This is a genomic window from Caulobacter sp. SRI_008 (assembly GCF_057586355.1).
Genome location: NZ_JBYCZS010000006.1, coordinates 1 through 25,168 on the forward strand (window position 1 = coordinate 1; position 25,168 = coordinate 25,168).

19 protein-coding genes, 2 tRNA genes and 1 pseudogene are annotated in these 25,168 nt (G+C 69.8%); 13 read left to right on the forward strand and 9 right to left on the reverse strand.

What is annotated here, in order from left to right; genetic code table 11:
• The 5 genes from infB to AC2YHT_RS06960 all read left to right on the forward strand — a co-directional run.
• On the forward strand, positions 1–2,544 hold a 2,544-nt coding region (gene infB, locus AC2YHT_RS06940; protein WP_487288847.1), incomplete at its 5' end, for a translation initiation factor IF-2.
• A 175-nt stretch (positions 2,545–2,719) separates the two neighbouring features.
• Positions 2,720–3,838: a hypothetical protein gene (locus tag AC2YHT_RS06945; protein WP_487288848.1), complete on the forward strand. Its 1,119-nt coding sequence runs from the start codon at positions 2,720–2,722 to the stop codon at positions 3,836–3,838.
• 56 nt (positions 3,839–3,894) lie between these two features.
• Complete coding sequence (locus tag AC2YHT_RS06950; protein ID WP_110132646.1) at positions 3,895–4,407, forward strand: DUF2939 domain-containing protein; 513 nt, start codon at positions 3,895–3,897, stop codon at positions 4,405–4,407.
• Positions 4,404–4,967 carry a hypothetical protein gene (locus AC2YHT_RS06955; protein ID WP_487288849.1) on the forward strand — a complete coding sequence of 188 codons (564 nt, stop codon included), beginning with the start codon at positions 4,404–4,406 and terminating at the stop codon, positions 4,965–4,967. The genes AC2YHT_RS06950 and AC2YHT_RS06955 overlap by 4 nt, the downstream gene beginning before the upstream one ends.
• A 288-nt stretch (positions 4,968–5,255) precedes the next feature.
• Positions 5,256–6,488 (forward strand): aminotransferase-like domain-containing protein, encoded by a 1,233-nt coding sequence (locus tag AC2YHT_RS06960; protein WP_487288850.1) that lies wholly within the window; start codon positions 5,256–5,258, stop codon positions 6,486–6,488.
• Between the two features lie 216 nt (positions 6,489–6,704).
• Here AC2YHT_RS06960 and AC2YHT_RS06965 read toward each other — a convergent pair.
• From AC2YHT_RS06965 to AC2YHT_RS06975, 3 genes are all read right to left on the reverse strand, one after another.
• Positions 6,705–6,780, reverse strand: a tRNA-Ala gene (locus AC2YHT_RS06965).
• A gap of 171 nt (positions 6,781–6,951) precedes the next feature.
• Positions 6,952–7,027 (reverse strand) — tRNA-Ala (locus AC2YHT_RS06970).
• A 211-nt stretch (positions 7,028–7,238) separates the two neighbouring features.
• Positions 7,239–7,709: a TIGR02300 family protein gene (locus AC2YHT_RS06975; RefSeq protein WP_487288851.1), complete on the reverse strand. Its 471-nt coding sequence runs from the start codon at positions 7,707–7,709 to the stop codon at positions 7,239–7,241.
• A 117-nt stretch (positions 7,710–7,826) separates the two neighbouring features.
• Here AC2YHT_RS06975 and aroA point away from each other — a divergent pair, with 117 nt between their 5' ends.
• The 5 genes and pseudogenes from aroA to mscL all read left to right on the forward strand — a co-directional run.
• Positions 7,827–9,155 carry a 3-phosphoshikimate 1-carboxyvinyltransferase gene (gene aroA / locus AC2YHT_RS06980; protein WP_487288852.1) on the forward strand — a complete coding sequence of 443 codons (1,329 nt, stop codon included), beginning with the start codon at positions 7,827–7,829 and terminating at the stop codon, positions 9,153–9,155.
• A 3-nt stretch (positions 9,156–9,158) separates the two neighbouring features.
• A complete protein-coding gene (gene cmk, locus AC2YHT_RS06985) occupies positions 9,159–9,809 on the forward strand; it encodes a (d)CMP kinase (RefSeq protein WP_487288854.1) in 651 nt (216 codons plus the stop codon).
• A gap of 133 nt (positions 9,810–9,942) precedes the next feature.
• On the forward strand, positions 9,943–11,652 hold the full coding sequence (gene rpsA / locus AC2YHT_RS06990; protein WP_487288856.1) for a 30S ribosomal protein S1: 1,710 nt from the start codon (positions 9,943–9,945) through the stop codon (positions 11,650–11,652).
• 185 nt (positions 11,653–11,837) lie between these two features.
• Positions 11,838–12,119, forward strand: a complete 282-nt coding sequence (locus AC2YHT_RS06995) for an integration host factor subunit beta (protein WP_110120436.1) — start codon at positions 11,838–11,840, stop codon at positions 12,117–12,119.
• Positions 12,120–12,198: 79 nt separating this feature from the next.
• A pseudogene (gene mscL / locus AC2YHT_RS07000) lies at positions 12,199–12,609 on the forward strand (large-conductance mechanosensitive channel protein MscL); the annotation flags it as partial.
• Between the two features lie 324 nt (positions 12,610–12,933).
• On the opposite strand, the gene AC2YHT_RS07005 reads toward mscL, so the two are convergent.
• Positions 12,934–13,170, reverse strand: a complete 237-nt coding sequence (locus tag AC2YHT_RS07005; RefSeq protein ID WP_487288857.1) for a DUF1674 domain-containing protein — start codon at positions 13,168–13,170, stop codon at positions 12,934–12,936.
• A 78-nt stretch (positions 13,171–13,248) separates the two neighbouring features.
• Between AC2YHT_RS07005 and AC2YHT_RS07010 the strand changes: the two genes are divergently transcribed.
• Genes AC2YHT_RS07010 through AC2YHT_RS07020 form a run of 3 tightly spaced genes read left to right on the forward strand, consistent with a single transcriptional unit; the run spans position 13,249 to position 17,009 of the window.
• On the forward strand, positions 13,249–14,532 hold the full coding sequence (locus AC2YHT_RS07010) for an RsmB/NOP family class I SAM-dependent RNA methyltransferase (protein ID WP_487288858.1): 1,284 nt from the start codon (positions 13,249–13,251) through the stop codon (positions 14,530–14,532).
• A 59-nt stretch (positions 14,533–14,591) separates the two neighbouring features.
• The gene (gene rpe / locus AC2YHT_RS07015; RefSeq protein WP_198575287.1) at positions 14,592–15,251 is read left to right on the forward strand and encodes a ribulose-phosphate 3-epimerase; all 660 of its coding nucleotides are present in this window, start codon (positions 14,592–14,594) and stop codon (positions 15,249–15,251) included.
• A 9-nt stretch (positions 15,252–15,260) separates the two neighbouring features.
• Positions 15,261–17,009, forward strand: a complete 1,749-nt coding sequence (locus tag AC2YHT_RS07020) for a heparinase II/III family protein (RefSeq protein WP_487288859.1) — start codon at positions 15,261–15,263, stop codon at positions 17,007–17,009.
• A gap of 41 nt (positions 17,010–17,050) precedes the next feature.
• Here the strand turns inward: AC2YHT_RS07020 and AC2YHT_RS07025 are convergent, their stop codons facing one another.
• The 5 genes from AC2YHT_RS07025 to AC2YHT_RS07045 form a co-directional block, all read right to left on the reverse strand.
• On the reverse strand, positions 17,051–18,718 hold the full coding sequence (locus AC2YHT_RS07025; RefSeq protein ID WP_487288860.1) for an MFS transporter: 1,668 nt from the start codon (positions 18,716–18,718) through the stop codon (positions 17,051–17,053).
• A gap of 72 nt (positions 18,719–18,790) precedes the next feature.
• Positions 18,791–21,460, reverse strand: a complete 2,670-nt coding sequence (locus tag AC2YHT_RS07030; RefSeq protein ID WP_487288861.1) for a PAS domain S-box protein — start codon at positions 21,458–21,460, stop codon at positions 18,791–18,793.
• Between the two features lie 177 nt (positions 21,461–21,637).
• Entirely contained in the window at positions 21,638–24,013 is a 2,376-nt protein-coding gene (locus AC2YHT_RS07035) for a TonB-dependent receptor (RefSeq protein WP_487288862.1), read from the reverse strand.
• A 177-nt stretch (positions 24,014–24,190) separates the two neighbouring features.
• Entirely contained in the window at positions 24,191–24,970 is a 780-nt protein-coding gene (cysQ, locus tag AC2YHT_RS07040) for a 3'(2'),5'-bisphosphate nucleotidase CysQ (protein ID WP_487288863.1), read from the reverse strand.
• The gene (locus AC2YHT_RS07045) at positions 24,967–25,158 is read right to left on the reverse strand and encodes a DUF3553 domain-containing protein (RefSeq protein ID WP_198575282.1); all 192 of its coding nucleotides are present in this window, start codon (positions 25,156–25,158) and stop codon (positions 24,967–24,969) included. The genes cysQ and AC2YHT_RS07045 overlap by 4 nt, the downstream gene beginning before the upstream one ends.
• Positions 25,159–25,168 lie beyond the last annotated feature (10 nt).

The window sequence follows — 25,168 nt, forward strand, 5'->3', positions numbered from 1 at the left end:
CCCGCCGCCGCGTCGCCCGGCCAGACCCGCACCTACGAACCCAGCCGTGAGCGCCGCGACGATCGTCCGACGACCACGACCTATCGCCCGACCCCGGGCGGCGATCGCCCGCACGGCGACCGTCCTCAAGGGGATCGCCCGCAAGGCGATCGTCCGCAGGGCGACCGCGCGTTCAACCAGCGCGCGCCGCGTCAGGACGGTCCCTACAATCAACGCGCCCCCCGTCAGGACGGCCCGTACAACCAGCGCGCTCCGCGTCCGGACGGCGACCGTCCGCGTGGTCCGCGTCCGGAAGGCGGCGCTGGCGGTGGCGGTGGTTACCGTTCGGGCGGCGACCGCCCGCAGGGTGATCGTCCGCAAGGCGACCGTCCGCAGCAGACCGTCCGCTATTCGGCCCTGGCCCCGCGCCCGGCGCCCGGCGGTCCCCGTGGTCCTGGCGGCCCCGGTGGTCCGCGCGGTCCGCGTCCCGGCGTTCCCGCCTCGGCTCCGGCGACCCCGGAAATCCAGCGCGCCACCCGCTCGGCCCCGCGGCCCGGCGGCGGCCTGACCGATCGCCGTCCGGACGAGGACGACGATCGCCGCAAGGCCAACAACGCGCCGAACAAGGCCGTTTCGCGCGCCAAGGGCGCTCCGCAGCGCCGTGAAGGCCGTCTGACAATCCAGGCCGTGGCCGGTGATGGGGAGTCCGCCGACCGCATGCGCTCGCTGGCCTCGGTTCGCCGGGCCCGTGAACGCGAAAAGGAAAAGCGCCGTGGCGGCGCGGTCGAGCAGGCCCGCGTGGCCCGCGAGGTCGTGATCCCCGACGTCATCACCGTGCAGGAGCTGTCCAACCGGATGGCCGTGCGCGGCGTCGAGATCATCAAGTTCCTGATGCGTCAGGGCGTGATGCTGAAGATCAACGACGTCATCGACAACGACACCGCCGAGCTGGTGGCGACCGAATTCGGTCACACCGTGCGCCGCGTGTCGGAAGCCGACGTCGAAGAAGGCTTCATCGGCGCCGAGGACCACGACGATCACCTGGAGGCCCGTCCTCCGGTCGTGACCATCATGGGCCACGTCGACCACGGCAAGACCAGCCTGCTCGACGCCCTGCGCGCCACCGACGTGGCGGCCGGCGAGCACGGCGGCATCACCCAGCACATCGGCGCCTATCAGGTTCGCCTGAAGGACGGCCAGCGCGTGACGTTCCTCGACACGCCCGGCCACGCCGCCTTCTCGGCCATGCGCGCTCGCGGCGCCAACATCACCGACATCGTCGTGCTGGTGGTGGCCGGCGACGACGGCGTGATGCCGCAGACGATCGAGGCAATCAAGCACGCCAAGGCGGCCGAAGTGCCGATCATCGTGGCCGTGAACAAGATGGACAAGCCGGGCTCGGATCCGACCCGCGTGGTCAACGAGCTGCTGCAGCACGAGATCGTCGTCGAAAGCCTGGGTGGCGACACCCAGATCATCGAAGTCTCGGCCAAGGCCCGCACCGGCCTGGACGACCTGCTCGACGCCATCCTGCTGCAGGCCGAGGTTCTCGACCTGAAGGCCAACCCCGACCGCACCGCCGACGGCGTTGTGATCGAGGCCAAGCTGGACAAGGGTCGCGGCGCGGTTTCCACCGTGCTGGTCAACCGCGGTACGCTCAAGCGCGGCGACATCGTCGTCGCCGGCAGCCAGTTCGGCCGGGTTCGCGCCCTGCTGAACGAGCGCAATGAGCAGCTGACCGAAGCTGGTCCGGCCACGCCGGTCGAGATCCTGGGTCTGGACGGCGTTCCCTCGCCCGGCGAAGCCTTCGCCGTGGTCGAGAACGAAGCCCGCGCCCGCGAGCTGACCGAGTACCGCATCCGCCAGAAGCGCGAGAAGACGATGGCCCCGGTGGGCGCCGGCGCTTCGATGGCCGACATGATGGCCAAGCTGCAGGACAAGAAGCTGAAAGAACTGCCGCTGGTCATCAAGGCCGACGTGCAGGGTTCGGCCGAAGCGATCATCGGTTCGCTGGACAAGATGTCGACCGACGAGGTCCGCGCGCGGATCATCCTGTCGGGCGCCGGCGCGATCAGCGAAAGCGACGTCATGCTGGCCAAGGGCGCCGGCGCGCCGGTCATCGGCTTCAACGTCCGGGCCTCGGCCCAGGCGCGGGCCCTGGCCGAACGCGAAGGGGTCGAGATCCGCTACTACGCGATCATCTACGACCTGCTGGACGACATCAAAGGCGTGCTCTCGGGCATGCTGGCCCCGATCCAGCGCGAAACCTTCCTCGGCAACGCCGAGGTCCTGCAGGCCTTCGACATCTCGAAGATCGGCAAGGTCGCCGGCTGTAAGGTCACCGAAGGCGTGGTCCGCAAGGGCGCCAAGGTCCGGATCATCCGCAACGACATCGTCGTGCTCGAACTCGGCACCCTGCAGACGCTCAAGCGCTTCAAGGACGAGGTCAACGAGGTGCCGGTCGGTCAGGAATGCGGCATGATGTTCGCCGGCTTCCAGGACATCAAGGTCGGCGACACCATCGAGTGCTTCACCGTCGAGGAGATCAAGCGCCAGCTCGACTAAGAGCCCGGCGACCTGGGTCACCGAAAATGAGAAGGGCGCGGGTCTTCGGATCCGCGCCCTTTTTCTTTGCCTCGCCCAAAATGAGCCCTCGGGCGGGTGGACGCGGACGGCGCAACCCCTAAGGGTGACGCCCGCGGCGCGGGGGCGCGCCTGGGCGCATCACCTGGGGGCATCAATGGCGCAGGACCTTTTCATCATCCTGTCTGAAGTCAGCCGCGACTGGTCGCGCTCCTGGGCGCTGACGGCCGCCGGATCGGACGGCGCCGGTCCCGGCGGCGACTGGGGCGGGCTGGACTGCCGCGTGGGCATCGCCCCGGCCCGTTACGGCGACAACCAGCTGTGGCGGCGCCATGGCGCGGACGGCAAGTACTGGTTCGAGGCGGTCGCCCTGCGGCATCCGGAGGCGGGGGGCGTCGGCGGGGCCCTGCACTTCAGCGGCGTCCAGGGCCAGGGACCCGTCCGGGTCGTCCCGTTCGAACCGAACGCCCAGGGCTTCTACTGGGATGTCGACGTCGCGCTGGCGTCCACGCCCATACTGGCCAAGCCCTGGGGCGATCAGCTGCTGGAGGTGGCCGGCAACGGTCCCTATGACGAGCGCAGTCGCGTCTGCGTCTACGAGTACGACCGGCATCACCGCGATCACCAGACCTGGCGGTTCCGGCCCTACCGGCCAAGCTTCAGCGCCCCCCGGATCGTCTATCGGACCAGGAGCCTGGCGCCGAACGACAGCAAGCGCGTGGCGGTCGAGACCTTCGACAACCGAGGCGGCAAGGCGCCGCGCCTGTTCAGCGCCACCCTGAGCGGTTCAGGCGTCGCGCAGCATCGCTGGCGCACCGACGTGGGGTCCGAACAGGCCCTGGCCTGCCTGACGGCCCTGGGCGGCCGGATCGAGCTCGACGAGGTCGCCAGCTTCCGCCGCGAGCGCCTGCAACTGTCCGGCGGGCTGGAGCCTCGCTTCGTGGGCGCGCCGGCCGGGCTGGCGCTCGGCGCCGACGTCAGCGCCGCCGTGGGCGTCCGCGGCCAGATCACCGTCGAGATCGAGGTGCCGGCCGAAACGCGCTACGAGGTCTCGCTCGACGCCCTGCAGGCGACCTTCAAGGCCGACTGGCGCGCCGCGATCGATCGCCTGGCCCCCGATCGCGCCACGGCGGCGACCTACGACCTGGCGGGAAGCTACGATGTCTCCGGGGTCTTCGATTTCGCCCTGCGGGTCGAGGAGCCGCTGGTCGGCGGCAAGACCCGGCGGCTGTGGCGCGCGGCCGACCATGACGTGGTCTCGTTGAGCCGCGGCTGACCGACCGATACACGCCGGACTGGAATTCGCCGGAATTGAGCGCTAGCCCTTCGTCCATGCGTATTCGAGCCCTCATCGCCCTGAGCGCGGCCGCCGCTTCGCTGGCGGCCTGCGCCACCGCCGACCGCTATGACGCGGCCGGCGACGTGCACGCCCTGCTGACGTCGATCCGCAACAACGATCGGGCGACGTTCGACAGCCTGGTCGATCACCAGGCCCTGAAGGGCGCGATCGAGACCCGCCTGGTGCAGGAGGCGCGCGGTTCGGGCCTGAAGGGCGGCTGGCAGGCCGCCGCCATCGCCCTGGCCGGCCCCGCCGCCGATGTCGCCGGCGAGGCCCTGATCCGCCCCGAAGTGTTCCGCGCCGCCGCCAACTACTACGGCTACACGCCCGACCGGCCGATCCCGGGTCGGATCGCCATCGCCTCGGCCCTGCGGCCGGCCGGCGACGGCCGGGTCTGCGCCGCCAAGAAGGACGGGCCGTGCCTGCTGACCTTCACCCGCGAAGGCGGCGCCTGGCGGCTGTCCGGATTCGACGCCCAGGCCGTCGACCTGCGGGCCAAGCGATGAGGCTTGGGTTTGCGCTGCTTCTGGCCTCCACGGCGCTCCTGAGCGCCCTGGCGGGGCCCTCGGCGGCCGCCGAGCGGCGGATGTTCTCGTACGATCCGATCTCGGCCGACGCCAAGCGGCTGACCGGGGCGGGCCTGACCGTGCTGTTCGACCAGAGCCTGCTGGGCGCCAAGCCGGTCAAGGTGCTGGCCACCGGCGTGCCGGCCCAGGCCCTGCTGCGCAAAGGCGGCGAAAAGGACCTCGGCAAGGGCGGGCTGGCGGCCATGAGCGGCGTCGACGCCAACGCCGCCCTCTACGAGGTCGACGGCAAGGCCGAGCAGGGCAAGGTCTATGTCCGCGCCTTCTGCCCGGGCTCCAAGCGCCTGTGGCTGAGCTTCAGCCGCATCGCCGTGCGCCAGGACCTGCGCATCCAGGCCTTCGGCGACGATCCCGCCGCGCCGGGCCAGGCGCGGCTGTGCGGCACGCTGGACTTCTCCTACCGCGGTGAATGGCGCCTGCCGAGCGGGGGTCCGCCCGATCCCACCGAGGACTGGACCGACAGCCTGACTGGCGTGCGCTGAGGCGGCTTGCGACCATCGAGGCGTCCGGGGCGGGTTTTCATCCGCGTCCGGTTTGGCTAGGGTCGCGCCCATGATCGAGATCGAACGCGGACCGGGACGCTTCCAGCGCCGCCGCTCCCTTGGACCGACCGGACTCGTACGCAGCGCCTGACCGCTAGGGATCAGGCGGGGCGCCTCCGTGCGCCCGACGGGCGGCCTCAGCCGCCGCGCTCAAAAAGACAGGCGGCCCTTTCAAGACAGCGACCAGGGCCGCCGCACAGATCAGTCTCGACGAAGAACACGACCTCCATGACCATCGACACCCAAGACGCGGCCATCCAGGATTGGGCCGGACGCTTTTCCGCGCGCATGGCCGGCATCCGCGCCAGCGAAATCCGCGAACTGCTGAAGCTGCTGGAGCAGCCCGACATCCTGTCGTTCGCCGGCGGCATTCCCGACCCGGCCCTGTTTCCCGCCGAAGCCATCCGGGCGGCCTATGGCGACATCCTCGCCGACGGCGCCCAGGCCGCCCAGGCCCTGCAATACACCGTCAGCGAAGGCCATGGCCCGCTGCGCCGCTGGATCGCCGAGCGCATGACCCGCGACGGCATGCCGTGCGAGCCCGAGAATGTGCTGCTGACCGCCGGCTCGCAGCAGGCGCTCGACCTGCTGGGCAAGCTGTTCCTCGATCCCGGCGCGACCGTGATGGTGGCCCGGCCGACCTATCTGGGCGCCCTGCAGGCCTTCAACGCCTACCAGCCGGCCTATCTCGACCTGCCCGAGGGCGCGCTGGACGGCGACCCGGCGGCTTGGGAGGCCGTGGCGGCCCGCGAACCGCGCCTGGGCTACTTCGTGCCCGACTTCGCCAATCCGACCGGCGTCAGCCTGACCCTGGCCGAGCGCGAGGCCCTGCTGGACCTCGCCGACGCCCAGGACTTCCCGCTGATCGAGGACGCGGCCTATCGCGAGCTGCGGTTCGGCGGCGAGGCCATCCCCTCGCTGCTGGCGCTGGACATCGCCCGCAAGGGCTCGATCGAGGCCGCGCGCACCCTGTTCTGCGGCACCCTGTCCAAGACCCTGTCGCCGGCCCTGCGCATTGGCTGGATCTGCGGCCCCAAGGCGGCGATCGAGAAGCTGGTCCTGCTCAAGCAGGGCGGCGACCTGCACGTCTCGACCATCAACCAGATGGTCGCCCACCGCGTGGTGTCGGAAGGCTATGACCAGCACCTGCACCGGCTGCGCGGGGCCTATGGCGGCCAGGCGCGGGCCATGCTGGCGGCGCTCGAGCGCCACATGCCCAAGGACGTCTCCTGGATCTCGCCGGAAGGCGGCATGTTCGTCTGGTTGACCCTCCCCGAGGGGCTGGACGGCAAGGCCCTGCTGGAGCGCGCCCTGGTCGAGGCCCGCGTGGCCTTCGTGCCCGGCGCCCCGTTCTTCGCCGAAGCTCCCGCCGCCAACACCCTGCGCCTCAGCTATTCGCTGCTGCCGCCGGAGCAGATGGAGGAGGGCGTGCGGCGCCTGGCCGCGCTGATCGCGGAATAGCGATCCTTCTCCCCTTGCGGGAGAAGGTGGCCGCCGAAGGCGGTCGGATGAGGGGTTGAAGATCCTGTCCGCCGCGAAGGCGGATCGGCTGGATGAGGCGGCTCAAATCCGAGAGACCCCTCATCCGTCATCCTGCGGATGACACCTTCTCCCGCAAGGGGAGAAGGACCCAGGCAGACATGGAAACGGCCGCTCCCTTTAGGGAAGCGGCCGTTTTGGTGGAGCTAAGCGGAGTCGAACCGCTGACCTCTTGAATGCCATTCAAGCGCTCTACCAGCTGAGCTATAGCCCCGAGGCCTGAAAGCCTTGGTCTCCCGGATGGTCGCCCGGGAAGGCGCGGAACCTATGTCGAGGCCTTTCCGGGATCAAGCCCCCTCCGCAAGGCGAGGCTCAAGTTTTCCGGCAAGTCTTCGGACGGCTCCGAAAATGGAAACGGCCGCTCCCTTTAGGGAAGCGGCCGTCTTGGTGGAGCTAAGCGGAGTCGAACCGCTGACCTCTTGAATGCCATTCAAGCGCTCTACCAGCTGAGCTATAGCCCCAAGGCTCATCCGAAAATCCGAAGACTTTCGTCTGAATTCCTTAGTCTCTTCGACGGTTCCGAGTGGCTGCCCCCCGAAGAGGCGCGGAACCTATGCCGAGGTTTTTCCGGGATCAACCCCCTCGACGAACTTTTTTTCGGGGTGCGACGAAACGCTGTGGAGAACCCGAAAGCCCGGGGTCGGATCACTCCGACCCCGGCGCATTCGCCGCTTAGCGGTCGTCGTCTTCTTCGCCCGGGAGGCCTTCGATCTCGTCGCCGAGATCGTCGTCGTCCTCGTCTTCCAGGAACGGAACGTCGTCGGCTTCGTCCTCGGCGAGGTCCTCGTCCTCGGCGAAATCGACGCCCAGGTCGTCGCCGCCCGGGGCCGGAGCCGCGGTCGGATCACCGTCCTCGTCATCGGTCTCGACGACGTCGGCCTCGGCCGCTTCGTCGATTTCCGGGGTTTCGTCGACTTCGTCCTCGAAGCCGTCCTGCTCCTTGGGAGCCGGGACTTCCTTCTCGTCTTCGGCGTCGTAGTCCGGCGTGATGGCGCGGGCGCGCACGCGGCGGGACTTCAGCGCCTCTTCCGGATCGAACTGCTCACCGCATTTGGGGCAGACGGCCGGACGGCGGTTGAGGTCGTAGAACTTCGACTGGCAGCTGGGGCAGATTTGTTTTGCGCCCAAGTCGGGATTTGCCAAGGTGGCGACCCTTTGATCCTGATGGGAAAAGCGGCGGCTGACTTGCCATGACGAAGGGCCGCTGTCAAAAGCAAACCCCTTCGCGAAACACCTATGTTGCAAGGAGCCGGTTTCGGCATGACGACGGCTGGATTGAAGAGCACGCCCGGCGGAGCCCTTCGCGGTACGGTTCGGGCGCCTGGCGACAAGTCCATTTCGCACCGTTCGATGATCCTCGGGGCCCTGGCTAGCGGCACCACGACCATCGAGGGACTGCTGGAAGGCGACGATGTCCTGGCCACGGCCCGGGCGATGCAAGCCTTTGGTGCGCGCATCGAAAAGGAAGGCGTCGGCCGCTGGCGCGTCGAGGGCAAGGGCGGCTTCGCCGAGCCTTCGGACGTGATCGACTGCGGCAACGCCGGCACCGGCGTGCGCCTGATCATGGGCGCGGCCTCGGGTTTCGCCATGTGCGCCACCTTCACCGGCGACCATTCGCTGCGCGGCCGTCCGATGGGCCGGGTGCTGGATCCGCTGGCCCGCATGGGCGCCACGTGGCTTGGCCGCGACAAGGGCCGCCTGCCGCTGACCCTGAAGGGCGGCGGCCTGCGCGGCCTCGTCTACACCCTGCCGATGGCCTCGGCCCAGGTGAAGTCGGCCGTGCTGCTGGCCGGCCTGCACGCCGAGGGCGGCGTCGAGGTGATCGAGCCGGAAGCCACCCGCGACCACACCGAGCGCATGCTGCGCGCCTTCGGGGCGGAGGTGATCGTCGAGGACAAAAAGGGCGTGCGCCACGTGCGCCTGCCGGAAGGCCAGAAGCTGAAGGGCACGCACGTGCAGGTGCCGGGCGACCCGTCCTCGGCCGCCTTCCCGCTGGTCGCGGCCCTGGTCGTCCCCGGCTCGGAAGTGACCGTCGAGGGCGTGATGCTCAACGTGCTGCGCACGGGCCTCTTCACGACCCTGCAGGAGATGGGCGCGGATCTGGTGATCTCGAACGTCCGCGTCGAGAGCGGCGAGGAGGTCGGCGACATCACCGCCCGCCATTCGCAACTCAAGGGCGTGGTCGTGCCGCCCGAGCGCGCGCCGTCGATGATCGACGAATATCCGATCCTGGCCGTCGCGGCCGCCTTCGCCGATGGTCCCACCGTCATGCGCGGCATCGGCGAGATGCGGGTCAAGGAAAGCGACCGCATCGCCTTGACGGCGGCGGGCCTGCTGGCCTGCGGCGTCACGGTCGAGGAAGAGCCGGAAGGCATGACCGTGGTCGGCACGCGCGGCGGCAACCATCCGGTGCGCGGCGGCGGCAAGGTGATCACCCACGGCGATCACCGCATCGCCATGAGCCACCTGATCCTGGGCATGGCCGCCATGGAGCCGGTCGAGATCGACGAGCCTGGCATGATCGCCACCAGCTTTCCGGGCTTCGTGTCGCTGATGACGGGCCTGGGCGGCTCGATCGTCGAGGCCTGATCCATGGGCTTCGTGATCGCCGTCGACGGCCCGGCCGCTTCGGGCAAGGGCACCATCGCCTCGCGCCTGGCGGCCCACTACGGCCTGCCGATGCTGGACACCGGCCTGCTCTACCGGGCGGTCGGGGTGCGGCTGCTGGAGGCCGGCGGCGACCTGGACGACGCCGGGGCCGCCGAGGCCTCGGCCCGGGGCCTCGACCTTGCCGAACTGGAGCGACCGGAGGTGCGCACCCGCGCCGCCGGCGAGGCCGCCAGCCGCGTGGCCGTGCATCCGGGCGTGCGCTCGGCCCTGTTCGACCTGCAGCGGACCTTCGCCAGCCAGGGCGGCGGCGCCGTGCTCGACGGCCGCGACATCGGCACCGTCATCGCTCCCGAGGCGCCGGCCAAGCTCTATGTCACGGCCAGCCCCGAGGTCCGCGCCGATCGCCGCTGGAAACAGCTGACCGGCCAGGGCGAAAGCGTCTCGTTCGAAGAGATCCTGGCCGACATCCACAAGCGCGACGAGCGCGACGGCGGCCGCAAGGACGCGCCCATGGCCCAGGCGCAGGACGCCACCTTGCTTGATACGTCGGAAATGACTATATCCCAGGCCTTCGATGCGGCTCTCCGCATCGTCGAGACGGCGCGCGCCCGGTGGGGAAACCCCAAGGGCTAATCTAACGCCCGCCTCGCCGCCGCTTTGGAAGCGCCGGATCGCATCAAAAATCCACTTCACCCGGAATCCCGAGAACCGTCATCTGGCGGCGCTCATCGCAGGGCTTCCCACAACCCAGAGACCAAAGATCAGCATGGCTGACGATATGAGCTTCAACCCCACGCGCGACGATTTCGAAGCGCTCCTGAACGACTCCATGGGCGGCCGCGACTTCGCCGAAGGCTCCGTGGTCAAGGGCGTCGTTGTCGGGATCGAGAAGGACTTCGCGATCATCGACGTCGGTCTGAAGACCGAAGGCCGCGTCCAGCTGAAGGAATTCGGCGTCGACGAAGCCGGCAAGGCGACCATCAAGACCGGCGACACCGTCGAAGTCTTCCTCGAACGCCTCGAGAACGCCATGGGCGAAGCGGTCATCAGCCGCGAAAAGGCCAAGCGCGAAGAAGCCTGGACCCGCCTGGAAGGCGTCTACGCCAAGAACGAACCCGTCATGGGCGCGATCGTCGGTCGCGTTAAGGGCGGCTTCACCGTCGACCTCGGCGGCGCCTCGGCCTTCCTGCCGGGCTCGCAAGTCGACATCCGTCCGGTCCGCGACGTCGGCCCGCTGATGGGCAAGGAACAGCCCTTCGCCATCCTGAAGATGGACCGTCCGCGCGGCAACATCGTCGTCTCGCGTCGCGCCATCCTGGAAGAAGCCCGCGCCGAGCAGCGCACCGAACTGGTGTCGCAGCTGCAAGAGGGTGAAATCCGCGAAGGCGTCGTCAAGAACATCACCGACTACGGTGCGTTCGTCGACCTGGGCGGCATCGACGGCCTGCTGCACGTCACCGACATGAGCTGGAAGCGCGTCAACCACCCGAGCCAAGTGCTCGCCGTGGGCGACACCGTGAAGGTCCAGATCGTCAAGATCAACCCGGACACCCAGCGCATCTCGCTCGGCATGAAGCAGCTGCAGTCGGATCCGTGGGACGGCGTCGAAGCCAAGTACCCGGTCGGCGCCAAGTTCACCGGCCGCATCACCAACATCACCGACTACGGCGCCTTCGTGGAGCTGGAAGCCGGCGTTGAAGGCCTGGTGCACGTGTCGGAAATGTCGTGGACCAAGAAGAACGTCCACCCCGGCAAGATCGTCTCGACCTCGCAGGAAGTCGACGTCGTGGTCCTGGACGTCGATCCGTCCAAGCGCCGCGTCTCGCTGGGCCTGAAGCAAGCCCTGGCCAACCCGTGGGAAGCCTTCGTCGAGGCTCACCCGATCGGTTCGACCGTCGAAGGCGAAGTCAAGAACGCGACCGAATTCGGTCTGTTCGTCGGCCTCGACAACGACATCGACGGCATGGTGCACCTGTCGGACATCGACTGGAGCGTCGCCGGCGAAGAAGCCATGGCTCGCTACAAGAAGGGCGACCTGGTCAAGGCCAAGGTGCTCGACGTCGACATCGAGAAGGAACGCATCTCGCTCGGCATCAAGCAACTGGCCGGCGACCCGATGTCGGGCGACACCTTCCGCAAGGCTCAGACCGTGACCGTCACCGTCACGGAAGTCACCTCGGGCGGCATCGAAGTCCGCTTCGGTGAAGACGACGCCCCGATGACCGCCTTCATCCGCAAGTCGGACCTGTCGCGCGATCGTCAGGAACAGCGCCCCGAGCGCTTCGCCGTGGGTGACCGCGTCGACGCTCAGATCACCAACGTGGACAAGGCCGCGCGCCGCGTCTCGCTGTCGATCAAGTCGCTGGAAATGGCCGAAGAAAAGGAAGCCATCGAGCAGTTCGGCTCGTCGGACTCCGGCGCTTCGCTGGGCGACATCCTGGGCGCCGCTCTGCGTGAGCGCGCTACGAAGGACTAAGCTTTCGCCTAACCGCGTAAGCTGAAGAGAGCGGCGGCCGGAGCGATCCGGCCGCCGCTTTTCTTTTGCGGTTACTCCGGGCGCCCCCGCAGTCTTTGGGAACCGGTTGCAACCTTTTCCTTGAAGATTCCATGCCGCTTGGGCAAAGGTCGCGGCGCGCCGCTCCCTCGGCGCAGGGGACATCGATGATCAAGTCTGAACTCATCGCCAGGCTCGCGAACGAAAACCCGCACCTGACGCAGAAGGATGTGGAACGCGTCGTGGGCGTGATCCTCGAACGCATGATCGGCGCGCTGGAAGGCGGCGGCCGCGTGGAACTGCGCGGCTTCGGCGCCCTGTCGGTCCGTTCGCGCCCGGCCCGGGCCGGCCGCAACCCGCGCACCGGCGAAACCGTCGACGTCCGCGCCAAGCACGTGCCGTTCTTCAAGAGCGGCAAGGAACTGCGCGCCCGCCTGAACGCGGAATAGTCGGGAAACCGACTCACTTGCCCCTGCGGGCGAACCGCTTCAGCCTCTCGGCGTTGGATGTGCCGAGAGGGATTTTCGCATGAGCATCGTCAAGGAATTCCGCGAGTTCATCGCCCGCGGCAACGTCATCGACCTGGCCGTCGGCGTGATCATCGGCGCGGCCTTCAACGGCATCGTCAAGAGCCTCGTCGACCAGGTGATCATGCCGCCGATCGGCCTGCTGACCGGCGGGCTCGACTTCTCGAAGCTGGAATGGGTGCTGCGCCCCGAGGATCCGGCCACCGAGGCGGTCGAGAAGGTCGCCATCCAGTACGGCGCCTTCATCAACACCCTGATCCAGTTCTTCATCGTCGCGGCCGTGGTCTTCCTGCTGGTCAAGCTGGTCAACCAGATCCGCCGCGCCGACGCCGCCGACCCGGCTCCGGAAGCCCCGCCGGCCCCGACCCCGGAAGAAAAGCTGCTGACCGAGATCCGCGACCTGCTGGCCAAGCCGGCGGTGGCGGCTGCGGCGCCGGCGGCTGAAAAGCCTGCGCCGGCCGCCAAGGCCCCGGCCGCGTCCAAGGCCGCTCCCGCCAAGAAGCCGGCCGCTCCGCGTAAGCCGAAGGCCTAGAAAAGGAAAACCTCTCCCATGGGGAGAGGGAGGGGCCCGCGCCGCAGGCGTGGGAGGGTGAGGGGGTAAGACGTCTAACGTCACATCCCCTTCGACCCTGCCCTGTCCGGAAAGGTCCCTAACCCCTCACCCTCCCATGCTGCGCATGGGCCCCTCCCTCTCCCTATGGGAGAGGTGGGATGTGGTGGGAGAAGGATCGCCGGTCTAGAAATCCACTGCTACGCCCTTGCGCTCCCAGTCGCCGAAGCGCGTGGGCTCGGGGCCGTTGCGGCCGCCCTGTTCGGCCGGCAGTGACGCGGCCGCTTCGGCCTCGCGGCGGGCGGCGGCCTCTTCCAGGGCGCGGCGGGCGGCGGGGCTGAGGTCCTTGCCGGGAGCGGCGCCCAGGCGGGCCAGTTCCGGGTCCTGAACCTCGGAAAGCGGGGAAGAAAGATCGTCGGACATGCGCTTTCATAGCACGCAAGCGTCGATGGATCATCCAAGGGGCTTGCGCTCGCGCTCATTGCGGGGCACGGCGGGGCGGTGACTCAGGAATTGAACGACGGCCTTCCCGCTCGGGAAGCGGCCCTCGCCCTACTCGACGCGGCCCTTTCGCGCCGCGGCGGCCTCGACGAGGCCGCGACGACCAACGCTTTCCGCGCCTTGGAGCCGCGAGAGCGCGCTTTCGCGCGCGCTCTGGCCATGGCCGCGCTGCGCCGTCTGGGACCCGTCGACCGGGCCCTCGCCGCCAAGCTCAGCAAGGAGCCGCCGCCCCGCGTGCGCAATCTGCTGCGCCTGGGCGCGACCCAGGCCTTCTATCTCGAGGTGCCGGCCTTCGCCGCCGTCGCGACGAGCGTGGAGCTGGCCGGCGCCAATAAGGCCAGCCGTCCGTTCAAGGGCCTGGTCAACGCCGTGCTGCGCGGCCTGCTGCGCGACGGCGCGCCGTCCGACGATCCGTCCGACCTGACGCCGCCGTGGCTGTTCGCCCGCTGGGTCGGCGCCTGGGGCCAGGACGACGCCCGCGCCCTGGCCGCCGTGGTGGCTGAGGAGCCAGCCACCGATCTCTCTCTGAAGCCCGGAACCGATGTCGCGGCCCTGGCCGAGGCCCTGGAGGCCGAGGTGCTGCCGGGCGACACCCTGCGCACCCGCCGCCGCGGCGACGTCGCCGCCTGGCCGGCCTTCGAGGACGGCAGCTGGTGGGTGCAGGACGCCGCCGCCGCCGTTCCGGCGCGCCTGCTGGACGTCAAGCCTGGCGAGACCGCCGTCGACCTCTGCGCCGCCCCGGGCGGCAAGACCCTGCAGCTGGCCGCCACGGGCGCCAAGGTCGTGGCCGTCGACCGTTCGGCCTCGCGCCTCAAGCGGGTCGGCGAGAACCTGGCCCGCATGAACCTCCAGGCCGAGGTGGTGGCCGCCGACGCCGCGACCTGGACCGACGAACGCACTTTCGACGCCGTGCTGCTGGATGCGCCGTGCTCGGCCACCGGCACCTTCCGCCGCCACCCCGACGTGCTGTGGGCCGCCCGTCCGGGCGACATCGCCAGCCTGGCCACCGTGCAGTCGGCCCTGCTCGACAGCGCGGCCAAGCGCACCGCTCCCGGCGGCCGCCTGGTCTACTGCGTCTGCTCGCTGGAGCCGGAAGAGGGCGAGGCTCAGGTCGAGGCTTTCCTCACCCGCCATCCGGAATTCACGCTGGCCCCGATCGGCGCCGGCGAGGGCGGGGCGCCGCAGGCCAGCCTGACGGCGCGCGGAACCCTGCGCCTGCTGCCCCATCACCGCGAAGGCGGCCAGGACGGCTTCTTCGTGGCCCGCTTCGTCAAGGCCGCATAAGGCTGCAACTCAACCGCTCGCTTGTAGCGCGAGCCTTTGCCCGGTAAGCCAGGAACACCATGACCGCGCCGATCATCGCCCCGTCGATCCTCGCTTCCGACTTCGCAAAGTTGGGCGCCGAAGTCGCCGCCATCGAGGCGGCCGGCGCCGACTGGGTGCATGTCGACGTCATGGACGGCCACTTCGTGCCGAACATCACGCTCGGTCCCGACATCGTCAAAGCCATCCGGCCGCACGCCAAGATCCCGTTCGACGTGCACCTGATGATCAGCCCGGCCGATCCCTATCTGGAAGCCTTCCGCGAGGCCGGCGCCGACATCATCAGCATCCACCCGGAAGCCGGCCCCCACCTGCACCGCTCGCTCAAGCGCATCCGTCAGCTGGGCGCCAAGGCCGGCGTGGTGTTCAATCCCTCGACCAGCCTCGACCACGTCGAATGGATCCTCGAGGACGTCGACCTGGTGCTGGTCATGTCGGTGAACCCCGGCTTCGGCGGCCAGAGCTTCATTCCCGGCCAGCTGCGCAAGGTCGAGGCCCTGCGCAAGCTGATCGACGCCCAGGGCCTGGACGTCATCGTCGAGGTCGACGGCGGGGTGACCCCAGTCACCGCCCCCCAGTGCGTCGCCGCCGGCGCCACGGCCCTAGTGGCCGGCTCGGCGGTGTTCAAGGGCGGCCCGGACGCCTACGCCGCCAACATCCGCGCCCTCAAAGGGGACTGACGCCACCGCATGACCGGCGCGCCCGACACGCCTTCCGCATCCCAGGCCGCCGGGCGTCCCCTTGGACGTCCTGTGCGCCGGGGATCCGTGTTGGCGCGGTCGATCGCCGCCTCGGTCCGCGCCTGCGTCGAGCGCGAGTGGTTCGGCTCGCCGCCGCATCGGGCGCTGATCTCCTCGCCGCGTCCCGTCGGCCTGGCCGCCCGCCCGCATGACCCCCGTCCGGTACAGGTCCAGCGCGGCCGCCAGCTGCTCGACGGCGTCCTGACCCTGCACGACGAGAGCCTTAAGGTCGGGGCCGAGGGCGATCCCTTCGACACCCCCAGCCCCTCGCGCGCCTTCGCCGTCGCCCTGCACCGCTTCGACTGGCTGCCCGGCCTGCTGGCCCAGGGCCCCGAGGGCGCGCGGCGGGCGCTGCGGCTGATCCAGGACTGGCGGCGGGTGTTCGGAACCTGGAACCAGTTCTCGTGGTCGGGCGAGTGCCTGGAACGCCGCACCTTCCACCTGGCCTGCGCCGCCAAGACCCTGTCGCCGGGCGCCTCGGACGCCGAGGCGACGGCCCTCGCCCTGGACATCGCCCGCGGCGCCCGCCAGCTGCTTCGGGCCTCCGACGCCCCCGACCGCGCCCTGGAGCGGGCGGTGGTGGTGACCATCGCCGGCACGGCCCTGGTCGGCAAGGCCAGCGACCGCCTGATGGCAGAGGGCCTGCGCCGGGTGCTGCGCTGCCTCGACACGGTCGTCCTGGCCGACGGCGGCCACGCCTCGCGCTCGCCCGAGGCCGGGCTGGAGCTTTTGTTCGATCTTCTGACCCTGGACGACGCCCTGGGTCAGCGCGGCCGGCCGACGCCGGAGGCGATGAGCCGGGCCATCGACCGCCTGTCGTCGGGCGCGCGTTTCTTCGCCCTGGCCGACGGACGGCTGGCGGCCTTCCATGGCGGCGAGGCCATCGAGCCGGCCCGCATCGCCGCCGCCCTGGCCCACGACGACCACGGTCCCCAGCCGCCGATGGACATGCCGCACGCCGGCTTCCAGAAGATGCAGGGCGGCACGATCCAGGTGATGGCCGACGCCGGCGTCCCGCCCGTGGGCGCGCTCAGCCGTTCGGCCTGCGCCCAACCGGCCGCCCTGGAGATCATCTGCGGCAAGGACCGGCTGATCACCTCCAGCGGCTGGAGCCCCGAAGCCGCTAACGCCCAGGCCTTCCGTCTGTCCGACGCCGCCTCGACCGTGTCGGTGGGCGGCGGCTCGGCCGGCCGGCCGCTGTCGGGCTTTCGGGCCGCCGCGCTGGGCCCCTGGCTGGTCGACGGCGCGACCAGCGTCGAGTCCCGCCGCCACGACGCCGAGCAGGGCGTCTGGCTCGACATCGTCCATGACGGCTGGCGGCGCCTGGGTCTCAAGCACGCCCGCCGCCTGTTCCTCGACATCGCCGCCGACGAGCTGCGCGGCGAGGACAGCCTGATCCCGATGGCGGAAGCGAAAGTCGACGGCCCGCGCCGCTATCATCCGTTCAAGATCAGCTTCCACCTGCACCCGGACGCCCGCGCCTCGCTGGCCCGCGACGGCAAGAGCGTGCTGATCAAGGGGCCGTCCAACATCGGCTGGTGGCTGCGCAACGACGCGCCCGACGTCGCCGTTCTGGCCGCCCCCCACTTCGACCACGGCCACGCCCGCCAGGCCGGGGTGATCGTCCTGAAGAGCCAGGTCCGCGCCGAGAAGGGCGCGAAGATCAGGTGGAAGCTGGCGAGAGCGGCGGATCACTAAATTGACCCTCTCCCCACGGGAGAGGTTTTCCCAAGGCCGCCTCAGTCGAGGCTCCGCCCCTTCGTCTCTGGCAGCAGGAACGCCGTGGTCAGCACGCTGATCAAGGTGAAGATCACCGGGTACCAGAGGCCGGCATAGATGTTCCCCACCGCCGCCACGATGGCGAAGGCGCTGAAGGGGACGAAGCCGCCGATCCAGCCCGTGCCGATGTGATAGGGCAGGGACAGCGCGGTGTAGCGGACCTTCGTCGGGAAGAGCTCGACCAGGGCCGCGGCCAGCGGGCCGTAGAGGGCGGTGGCGCCGATCACGAACACCAGCAGGACGCCGAACACGCCCCAGATGTTCATCCGGGCGGGATCGGCCGCGGTCGGATAGCCGGCCTTGGCCAGCGCGGCCTTGATCGCGGCCTCGCCGGCGGCCTTCACCGCCTTGGCGTCCTTGGCCGGCAGGCCTTCGGCGCTTTTCGAGACGATGCGCGTCTCGCCGATCTGGACGACGGCGGGGGCGCCGGCCGGGCCGGTCTGGTTCGCGTAAGAGACGCCGGCATTGGCCAGGGCGCTCTTGGCGATGTCGCAGGACGAGACGAAGGCGGCCTTGCCGATGGGGTCGAACTGCAGGGCGCAGTCCCCGGGGGCGGCGGTGACGCTGACCGGAGCCCTCGCCGAGGCCTCGGCCAGGGCCGGGTTGGCCGCGCGCTCCAGCATGTGGAAGCCGGGGAAGTAGAAAACGAGCGCCAGGGTCATGCCGCCCAGCATCACCGGCTTGCGGCCGATCCTGTCCGACAGCCAGCCGAAGACGACGTAGAGCACCGCGCTGACCGCCGCGGCCCCCATCATCAGGCCGTTGATCGTGCCGGGCGCGACCTTGAGGAACTTCTCCATGAAGGTCTGGATGTAGAAGAAGGTGGTGTACCAGACCGCTCCTTGGGCCGACATGACCGCGAAGAAGGCCAGCAGCACCAGCTTGAGGTTCTTCCACTGGCCGAAGGCTTCGGCGTAGGGGGCCTTGGACGCCGCGCCCTCTTCCTTCATCCGGGCGAAGGTCGGGCTTTCGCTGAGCTTCATGCGCATCCAGACCGAGACCGCCAGCAGGCCGATCGAGACGGCGAAGGGGATGCGCCAGCCCCAGTCGTCGAAGGCCGCCGGCCCGATGAGGGCGCCCAGCAGCCAGCGGGTCGCCAGGATGACCAGCAGCGCCGCGAACAGGCCCAGGGACGCCGAGCTCTGCACCCACGACGTCGCTCGGCCGCGCTGGCCCGGCGGGGAGTGCTCGGCGACGTAGATCGCCGCCCCGCCATATTCGCCTCCAAGGGCGAAGCCCTGCACGCAGCGCAGGATGATCAGCAGGATCGGGGCGATGATCCCGGCCTGCTTGAAGGTGGGCAGCAGGGCGATGGCGAAGGTCGCGCCGCCCATCAGCAGCACCGTGGCCAGAAACGCGCCCTTGCGGCCGGCCTGGTCGCCGATCTTGCCGAAGACCAGGGCGCCCAGGGGCCGGAAGGCGAAGCCGACGCCGAACAGGGCCAGGGCGGCGATATAGCCGGCGGTGTCGGACAGGCCGGTGAAGAAGGTCTTGGAGATGACCTGGGCCAGGCTGCCGAAGATGAAGAAGTCGTACCACTCGAAGGCCGTGCCGGCCGACGAGGCCGCCACCACCGTGCGCATCGACGCGCCTTTCTTGTGAGCCGCGCCCGATACCGTTTCCGTCATTCGGAAATCCCCCTGATTGATCGGAGGATTAGCCCGGAACGCGGCGCTCTGGGAAGCCTTGGGAGAACGTCGTCAGGCGACAGCGACCTGGGCCGCGGCGGCCGCTTCGGCGACGCGGACGATCTCCGACAGCAGGGCCGTGGGCGAGATCGGCTTGGCGGCCACGCCGTTCATGCCGGCGGCCAGGTAGGTGGCGCGCTGGTGGGCCAGGACGTTGGCGGTCAGGGCGACGATCGGCGTGGCGCCGGCCGGGCCTGGCAGGGCGCGGATCCGGCGCGAGGCCTCCAGACCGTCGACGCCGGGCATCTGCACGTCCATCAGGATCAGATCAAAGCCGCGCTCGGCCGCCTCGACGCCCGACAGGCCGTCCTCCGCCGTCTCGACCGAGGCGCCCAGCATTTCCAGGATCCGGCGGGCGACCATGCGGTTGGTGGGGTTGTCTTCGACCACCAGCACCTTGAGGCCCTGCAGCATCTGCTCGTCGACGGCGTCGCCCTGGGCGGGCTGGGCCACCGACGGCGCGGCGATGGTCAGGCGGAAGGTCGAGCCCTCGCTCTCGACGGAGGAGAAATCGACCTCGCCGCCCATCATCTGGGCCAGGCGACGGGTGATGGCCAGGCCGAGGCCCGAGCCGCCGAACCGGCGGGTGGTGCTGGCGTCGGCCTGCTGGAAGCGCTGGAACAGGCGCGCCTGGGCGTCCTGGGCGATGCCCACCCCGGTGTCGGCCACCTCGAACGCCAGGCGATCGGCGCCCTCGCGGCGCAGGCGCAGGGTCACCGAGCCCGACAGGGTGAACTTCACGGCGTTGCCGACCAGGTTGAACAGCGCCTGGCGCAGGCGGGTGGGGTCGGCCAGCACGATCCCGACGTCCGGCGCGTCGACGATCAGGGCCAGGCCCTTGTGCTCGGCCTGGCCCTTCAGCAGGCGCGCGACGCTGCGCACCAGGTCGGCCGGGTCGATCGGCTCGGGCGTCACGTCCAGGCGTCCGGCCTCGATGCGCGAGAAGTCGATGATGTCGTCCAGCAGGGTCGAGAGCATGCGGCCGCAGGCCAGGGCCTCGCCCAGCAGGTGGTCGGCTTCCGACGAGAGCCCCTGGCGCTTGAGCAGGTGGATGATCCCCAGCACCCCGTTCATCGGCGTGCGGATCTCGTGGCTCATATTGGCCAGGAACTGGGCCTTGGCCTCGTTGGCGGCCTGGGCGGCGCGTTCGGCCTCGACCAGGGCCAGCTCGGCGCGCTTCTGCTCGTCGATGTCGAGCACCAGGCCATAGGCCTTGCGCACCCGGCCCGAGGCGTCGCGGCGCACCTCGTGGAACAGGCGGATCCAGCGCTCCTCGCCGTTGGGGCGCACGACCCGGGCGTCGAAGGCCCGCTCGCCCCAGCGGCCGACCGCGCCGGCGGCGTAGACGGCGGCCACGTCCTCGGAACGGATCATCGGCCAGATCGCCTGGCGCACGTCCTCGAAGGTGATGCGGCGGCCCAGGATGCGGTGGAACTCGGGCGAGCCCCAGAACGAGCGATCGGCGTGGTCGATCTCGTAGACGCCGGCCTGGGCGGCGCCGAGGGCGGTCTTCAGCCGCCGGGCGTTGGCGCGGGCCTCGCGGCGGGCGTCGGCCAGGGCGGTGACGTCGTCCATGTAGGTGATGACGCCGGCGATCGCGCCGCTGGCGTCGCGCCAGGGTCGGGCCTCCCAGCGCAGCCGGTGCTCGACCCCTTGGCCGTCGGTGAGGCTGTCCTCGCGGCGCACCACCGTCTGGCCGGTGAGGGCGCGCTCGACGGCGGCGACGAAGCGCTTGCGCGCCCCATAGGTCAGTTCCTGCAGCGACTTGCCGATGACCTCGGCCTCGGTCGCCTGGAAGATCTCCAGGAAGCGCGGGCTGACCACCTTCAGGCGCAGGTCGCGGTCGTAGAGGGCCACGGCGAAGGGCGCGCTCTCGACCAGCCGGCGGGCCTTCTGCTCGCCCCAGCGGGCCAGGTCGCGGTCGCGGGCGACCTCGGTGATGTTCTGCGAGATGCCGCGCAGGGCGAAGACGCCGCCGGGCCGCGGCTCGGTCTGGAAGGTGGCGCGGAACGAGAACTTCTGGCCCGTCGCGCCGCGCATGTGGTGCTCGATCGTGCCGCCCTGGCCGGTGCGCACGGCGCGGGTGAAGGTCGAACGCACGCGGCTGCGCTCGGGCTCGTCGAGCTGGGCGTAGAAGGTTTCCGGCGTCGAGACCTGCTCGGGGCGCAGGCCCGTCAGGCTGAGGATGTCGCTCGACCACTCGATGCGCTGGGTGACGGGATCGAAGCTCCACACGCCGACGCCGGCCGCCGAGGCCAGCATCTCGCGGGTGCGGCGCGAGACCGCCTGCTCGGCCTTGCGGGCCACCTCGGCCGAGACGTCGCGCAGGGTGCCGACCATCTCACCGGCGGGACCCTGGCGCACATGCGCTTCAAGCCAGACGCGGCGGTCGTCCTTGCAGACCATGCGCACGCGCAGGACCGTGCCGCCCATGGCGCGAATGACCTCGCCGGCCTGGATCAGCTCGGCGTGGTGCTCGGGATCGATAAATTTCAGGGGCGGCTGGCCGATCAGCTCGGCGGCGGTCCAGCCGGTCAGGCGCGTCCAGGCCGGATTGACGGTGACGAAACGGCCCTCGACCACGACGGCGAACAGGTCGTGGGCGTTCTCGAAGAACCATTGCGCGCTCTCGGCCTGGCTCAACGGCGCGGGCGGCGTGTCTGGCGAGCGCGGCGAGGACAATCCCAGCTCCCGGCGGAAGGTGAGGCGGATCGTCGCGCCCAAGGGTAAACTTTAGGTTGGCGCCGGCTCGCGTCAGGCGAATATTTCCTGATCCCGTTCCGCGCGCTCAACGAAAAACCCCGCCCGGATCGCTCCGGGCGGGGTTCATGCGCTTTTCGCCGGTGAAGACGAGAAGGATCAGTAGCGGACGTTCAGGGTCAGCAGGGCCTGACGGGCCGGCGCCGGGTCGGCGTGGTGCACGCCGTTGGTGCGCAGGATGTAGCGCTCGTCGCTGAGGTTCTGGACGTTGAGCTGCAGGTCGACCTTGTCGTTGACCTTCCACGAGGCGAAGGCGTCGTAGCGGGTGTAGGCCGGGGCGAAGACGCCGGTCGCGCCGCCGCCCGCGCCGCCCTGGTTGCCGCCGAAGCTCTTGGAGGCGCCGTAGACGCCGCCGCCGATCGAGATCTGCGGCAGGACGCGGTAGGTCGTGAACAGGCTGTAGGAGTGCTTGGGCGTGTTGGCCAGCGGGTCGCCGATGTTGACGCTGGTGATGGCGCCGCGGACCAGCTCGCTGTCCATGTAGGTGTAGCCGGCGAACACCTGCCACTTCGGCGTCACCTTGCCCGAAGCGCCCAGCTCAACGCCTTGCACGCGGGTCTTGCCGGCCTGCTCGTAGGTGCTGGTCGTGGCGTCGACCAGGATCTGGGCGTTCTTGCGCTCGGTGCGGAAGATCGCGCCCGACAGGGCCAGCTGGTCGCCGAACAGGTTCCACTTGGCGCCGAGTTCGACGTTGGTGGACTCTTCGGGATCAAGCAGTTCGTTGGCCAGGTTGCCGGTGCCCGAGCCCGAAGCGGTGTTCTGGTCGCCGCCCGAGATGGTCGGCGGGGTCGAGGACGTGGCGTAGGAGGCGTAGACGCTGCTGCTCGGGGTCGGCTTGTAGACCAGGCCGACCTGGTAGTTGACGAAGTCCCACTTGGCGGCGGCGAGGTGGGTGTAGGTGACGGCGGTGATCACGCCGTTCGAGGAGGCGGCCGTGGCGTTGTAGCCGTTGGTCTCGTACTCGTCGTAGCGCAGGCCGAGGTTCAGCAGCAGCTTGTCGGTCAGGTTGACGGTGTCGAAGCCGTAGAGCGCGGTGGTCTTGGTCACCGAGCGCGAGGACGGGCCGCGGGTGATGATCCCTTCCCAGGCGTCCGACGGGTTGGGGGCGTAGAGACGGGTGCAGTCGCCGACGCCGGCCGTGGTCACGTTGTTGGTGAAGCCGGTCGGGCAGGTCGAGCCCTTGGTGGTGTAGATCACGTAGGAGGCGTTGTCGTTCACCTCGCGCGACACTTCCAGGCCGATGTTGAAGCTGTTCTTCAGCGAGCCGAGGTCGAACTTGCCGCTCAGGTCGGTGACCGAGGCGACCGTAGTGGTCTCGTTCCAGCGCGACTTGGTGCCCCGCTTCATCCACCATTCGCCGGCGACGAACTGGGCCGCGCCGCCGTCGCCCGGGTTGGTCACCAGGTAGTCGTTGACCGACTGGCCGATACGCACGGCCTGACGGACCGTCAGGTTGTCGTTGATCTCGTGCTTGATGATGAAGGTGCCGATGTCGGTGCTGGTCTTCTGGAAGTCGCGGTCGAGGCCGTAATAGGCGTCGCGCGAGACGTCGAGAATGCCGTTGGCCGGACGGGTGCGGCTGTCGGTGCCCGCCACGCCCCAGGTGCGCTTGCTGGCCAGCGGGATGCCGTAGTCGGGGTCCTGGTCGGTGTCGAGGTGGTAGTAGGTCAGCGTCGCCTGGGTGGGCGTGCCGATGCCGAAGGCCAGCGACGGGGCGATGCCCCAGCGCTTGAAGTCGACGCTGTCGCGGCCGGGGGTGTCGCCCTGCGTGCCCATCAGGTTGAGGCGGAAGGCGGCGTTCTCGGCGAACGCATAGTTGGCGTCGACCGTGCCGCGGAAATAGTTGTCGGTGCCGGCCGCCAGGCCGCCGCGGACGAAATCCTGGGCCTTAGGGGTCTTGGTCGACAGGTTGATGCTGCCGCCGCCCGAGCCGCGGCCGCCGTAGGCCGAGTCCGCGCCCTTGACGACTTCGACCTGCTCCAGCGCGAAGACTTCGCGCGACTGGCCGCCGCTGTCGCGGATGCCGTCGACGAAGATGTTGTTGCCCGAGGCCTGGCCGCGGATGAACGGACGGTCGGCCAGGGGCTGGCCGCCTTCGCCGGCGCCGAAGGTGATGCCCGGCGAGGTGCGCAGGATGTCCTGCAGCGAGGTCGAGGCGGTCTGCTCGATGATCTGCGACGAGATCACCGTGATCGAGCGCGGAGTGTCGACCAGCGGGGCGGTGTACTTGCCCGACTGCATGTCGGTGGCCTTGCGGGCGTCGACGGCGATGCCGGACACTTCCTGCACGTCGGCCGCGTTCGGCGCGGGGGCCGAGGCCGGGGCGGTGGCGACCGGAGCCGCGTCCACCGCGTCGGCGGCGAAGGCGGCGGGCGCCATGGCCAGGCCGGCGACACCGGCGACGGCGGCGGCGCCCAGGGCGCGGCGGGCGTGGCTGCGAACGCCGGCGGCGGCGGGCGAGGAAGGCTTTTGCATCTTTTAGTGAGACCCCAGCTCGGGTCGCGGAGGGAAGGATCCGCGGCCCCTGTCCTGAAATTGCGAGGCGTTATTAGTTACGCCTTTGCTGGGGTGCAATAATAATCAGTCGCAGGATGAGCCCGGTCGCCGCTGCGCGCGGCGACCGTGACCATATTGCAACGTTTCGCCTTGGTATCAGGCGCCGCGGGCCACGAACCAGCCGTTGCGGAAGCCCTGGTCGGCCTTGCCATAGAGGAAGGGCTCGCCCTCGGGGGTGGTGAAGCGGCCGCCGGCGGCGACGATCAGGGCGTGGCCGGCCGCGGTGTCCCACTCCATGGTCGGGCCATGGCGCGGATAGATATCGGCCGCGCCCTCGGCGATGCGGGCCAGCTTGATCGACGAGTCCATCGGGGCGCGCAGGCTGAAGCCGTACTGGTCGGCCAGGGCCGTGGCCTTGTCTTCCTTCATGGTGTGGCTGACCAGGGCCAGGGCTTCGCCCTGCGGCCAGGCGCGGGCTCGCACCGGCGTCTCGGCGCCGTCGGCGCCCTCGCGCTTGAGCACCCCGCCGTCGGCCGTGAACCACACTTCGCCGGTGGCCGGGGCGCAGACCGCGCCGGCGACGGGAACGCCATTGTCGATCAGGCCGATGTTGACGGTGAAGTTGGGATCGCCGCGGACGAAGGCCTTGGTGCCGTCCACCGGGTCGACCAGGAAGAAGCGCGGACCGATCTGGTCGGGCGTGCCGTACTCGCAGGCATGCTCCTCGGAGATGGCGGGGATGTCGGGGAACTGCTGGGCCAGCAGGGCCAGGATCACCTTCTCGCCGGCGCGGTCGGCCTCGGTCACCGGGCTCTCGTCGGCCTTGCGCACCACATCCAGCTCGGTCCGCCAGAACGGCAGGATCACCTCGGCGGCGGCCTCGACGATGCGGGCCAGGTCGCGGCCGATGTTCGCCGGAATGGGGGCGGAGCTCATGCTTGTCCTCGGGGGTCGTCGCCGACGAAGTCCAGGGTCACGACGCGGGCGTCGATCGTCTGCTTGCCGGCCTCTTCGAAATTCACGGTGACGCGATGGCCGGTCACGGACTGCACCTGGCCAAGGCCCCAGTCGGGCTGGCCGGGATGGCGCACCAGGACGCCGGGTTCGAGAAAGGGATCCATCACACGCACCTGA

Coding starts and splice junctions, on each gene's coding strand:
- AC2YHT_RS06945 (WP_487288848.1), top strand. CDS start 2,720: ATGGCGCAGGACCTTTTCATCATCCTGTCTGAAGTCAGCCGCGACTGG.
- AC2YHT_RS06950 (WP_110132646.1), top strand. CDS start 3,895: ATGCGTATTCGAGCCCTCATCGCCCTGAGCGCGGCCGCCGCTTCGCTG.
- AC2YHT_RS06955 (WP_487288849.1), top strand. CDS start 4,404: ATGAGGCTTGGGTTTGCGCTGCTTCTGGCCTCCACGGCGCTCCTGAGC.
- AC2YHT_RS06960 (WP_487288850.1), top strand. CDS start 5,256: ATGACCATCGACACCCAAGACGCGGCCATCCAGGATTGGGCCGGACGC.
- aroA (WP_487288852.1), top strand. CDS start 7,827: ATGACGACGGCTGGATTGAAGAGCACGCCCGGCGGAGCCCTTCGCGGT.
- cmk (WP_487288854.1), top strand. CDS start 9,159: ATGGGCTTCGTGATCGCCGTCGACGGCCCGGCCGCTTCGGGCAAGGGC.
- rpsA (WP_487288856.1), top strand. CDS start 9,943: ATGGCTGACGATATGAGCTTCAACCCCACGCGCGACGATTTCGAAGCG.
- AC2YHT_RS06995 (WP_110120436.1), top strand. CDS start 11,838: ATGATCAAGTCTGAACTCATCGCCAGGCTCGCGAACGAAAACCCGCAC.
- AC2YHT_RS07005 (WP_487288857.1), bottom strand. CDS start 13,170: ATGTCCGACGATCTTTCTTCCCCGCTTTCCGAGGTTCAGGACCCGGAA.
- rpe (WP_198575287.1), top strand. CDS start 14,592: ATGACCGCGCCGATCATCGCCCCGTCGATCCTCGCTTCCGACTTCGCA.
- AC2YHT_RS07020 (WP_487288859.1), top strand. CDS start 15,261: ATGACCGGCGCGCCCGACACGCCTTCCGCATCCCAGGCCGCCGGGCGT.
- AC2YHT_RS07025 (WP_487288860.1), bottom strand. CDS start 18,718: ATGACGGAAACGGTATCGGGCGCGGCTCACAAGAAAGGCGCGTCGATG.
- AC2YHT_RS07035 (WP_487288862.1), bottom strand. CDS start 24,013: ATGCAAAAGCCTTCCTCGCCCGCCGCCGCCGGCGTTCGCAGCCACGCC.
- cysQ (WP_487288863.1), bottom strand. CDS start 24,970: ATGAGCTCCGCCCCCATTCCGGCGAACATCGGCCGCGACCTGGCCCGC.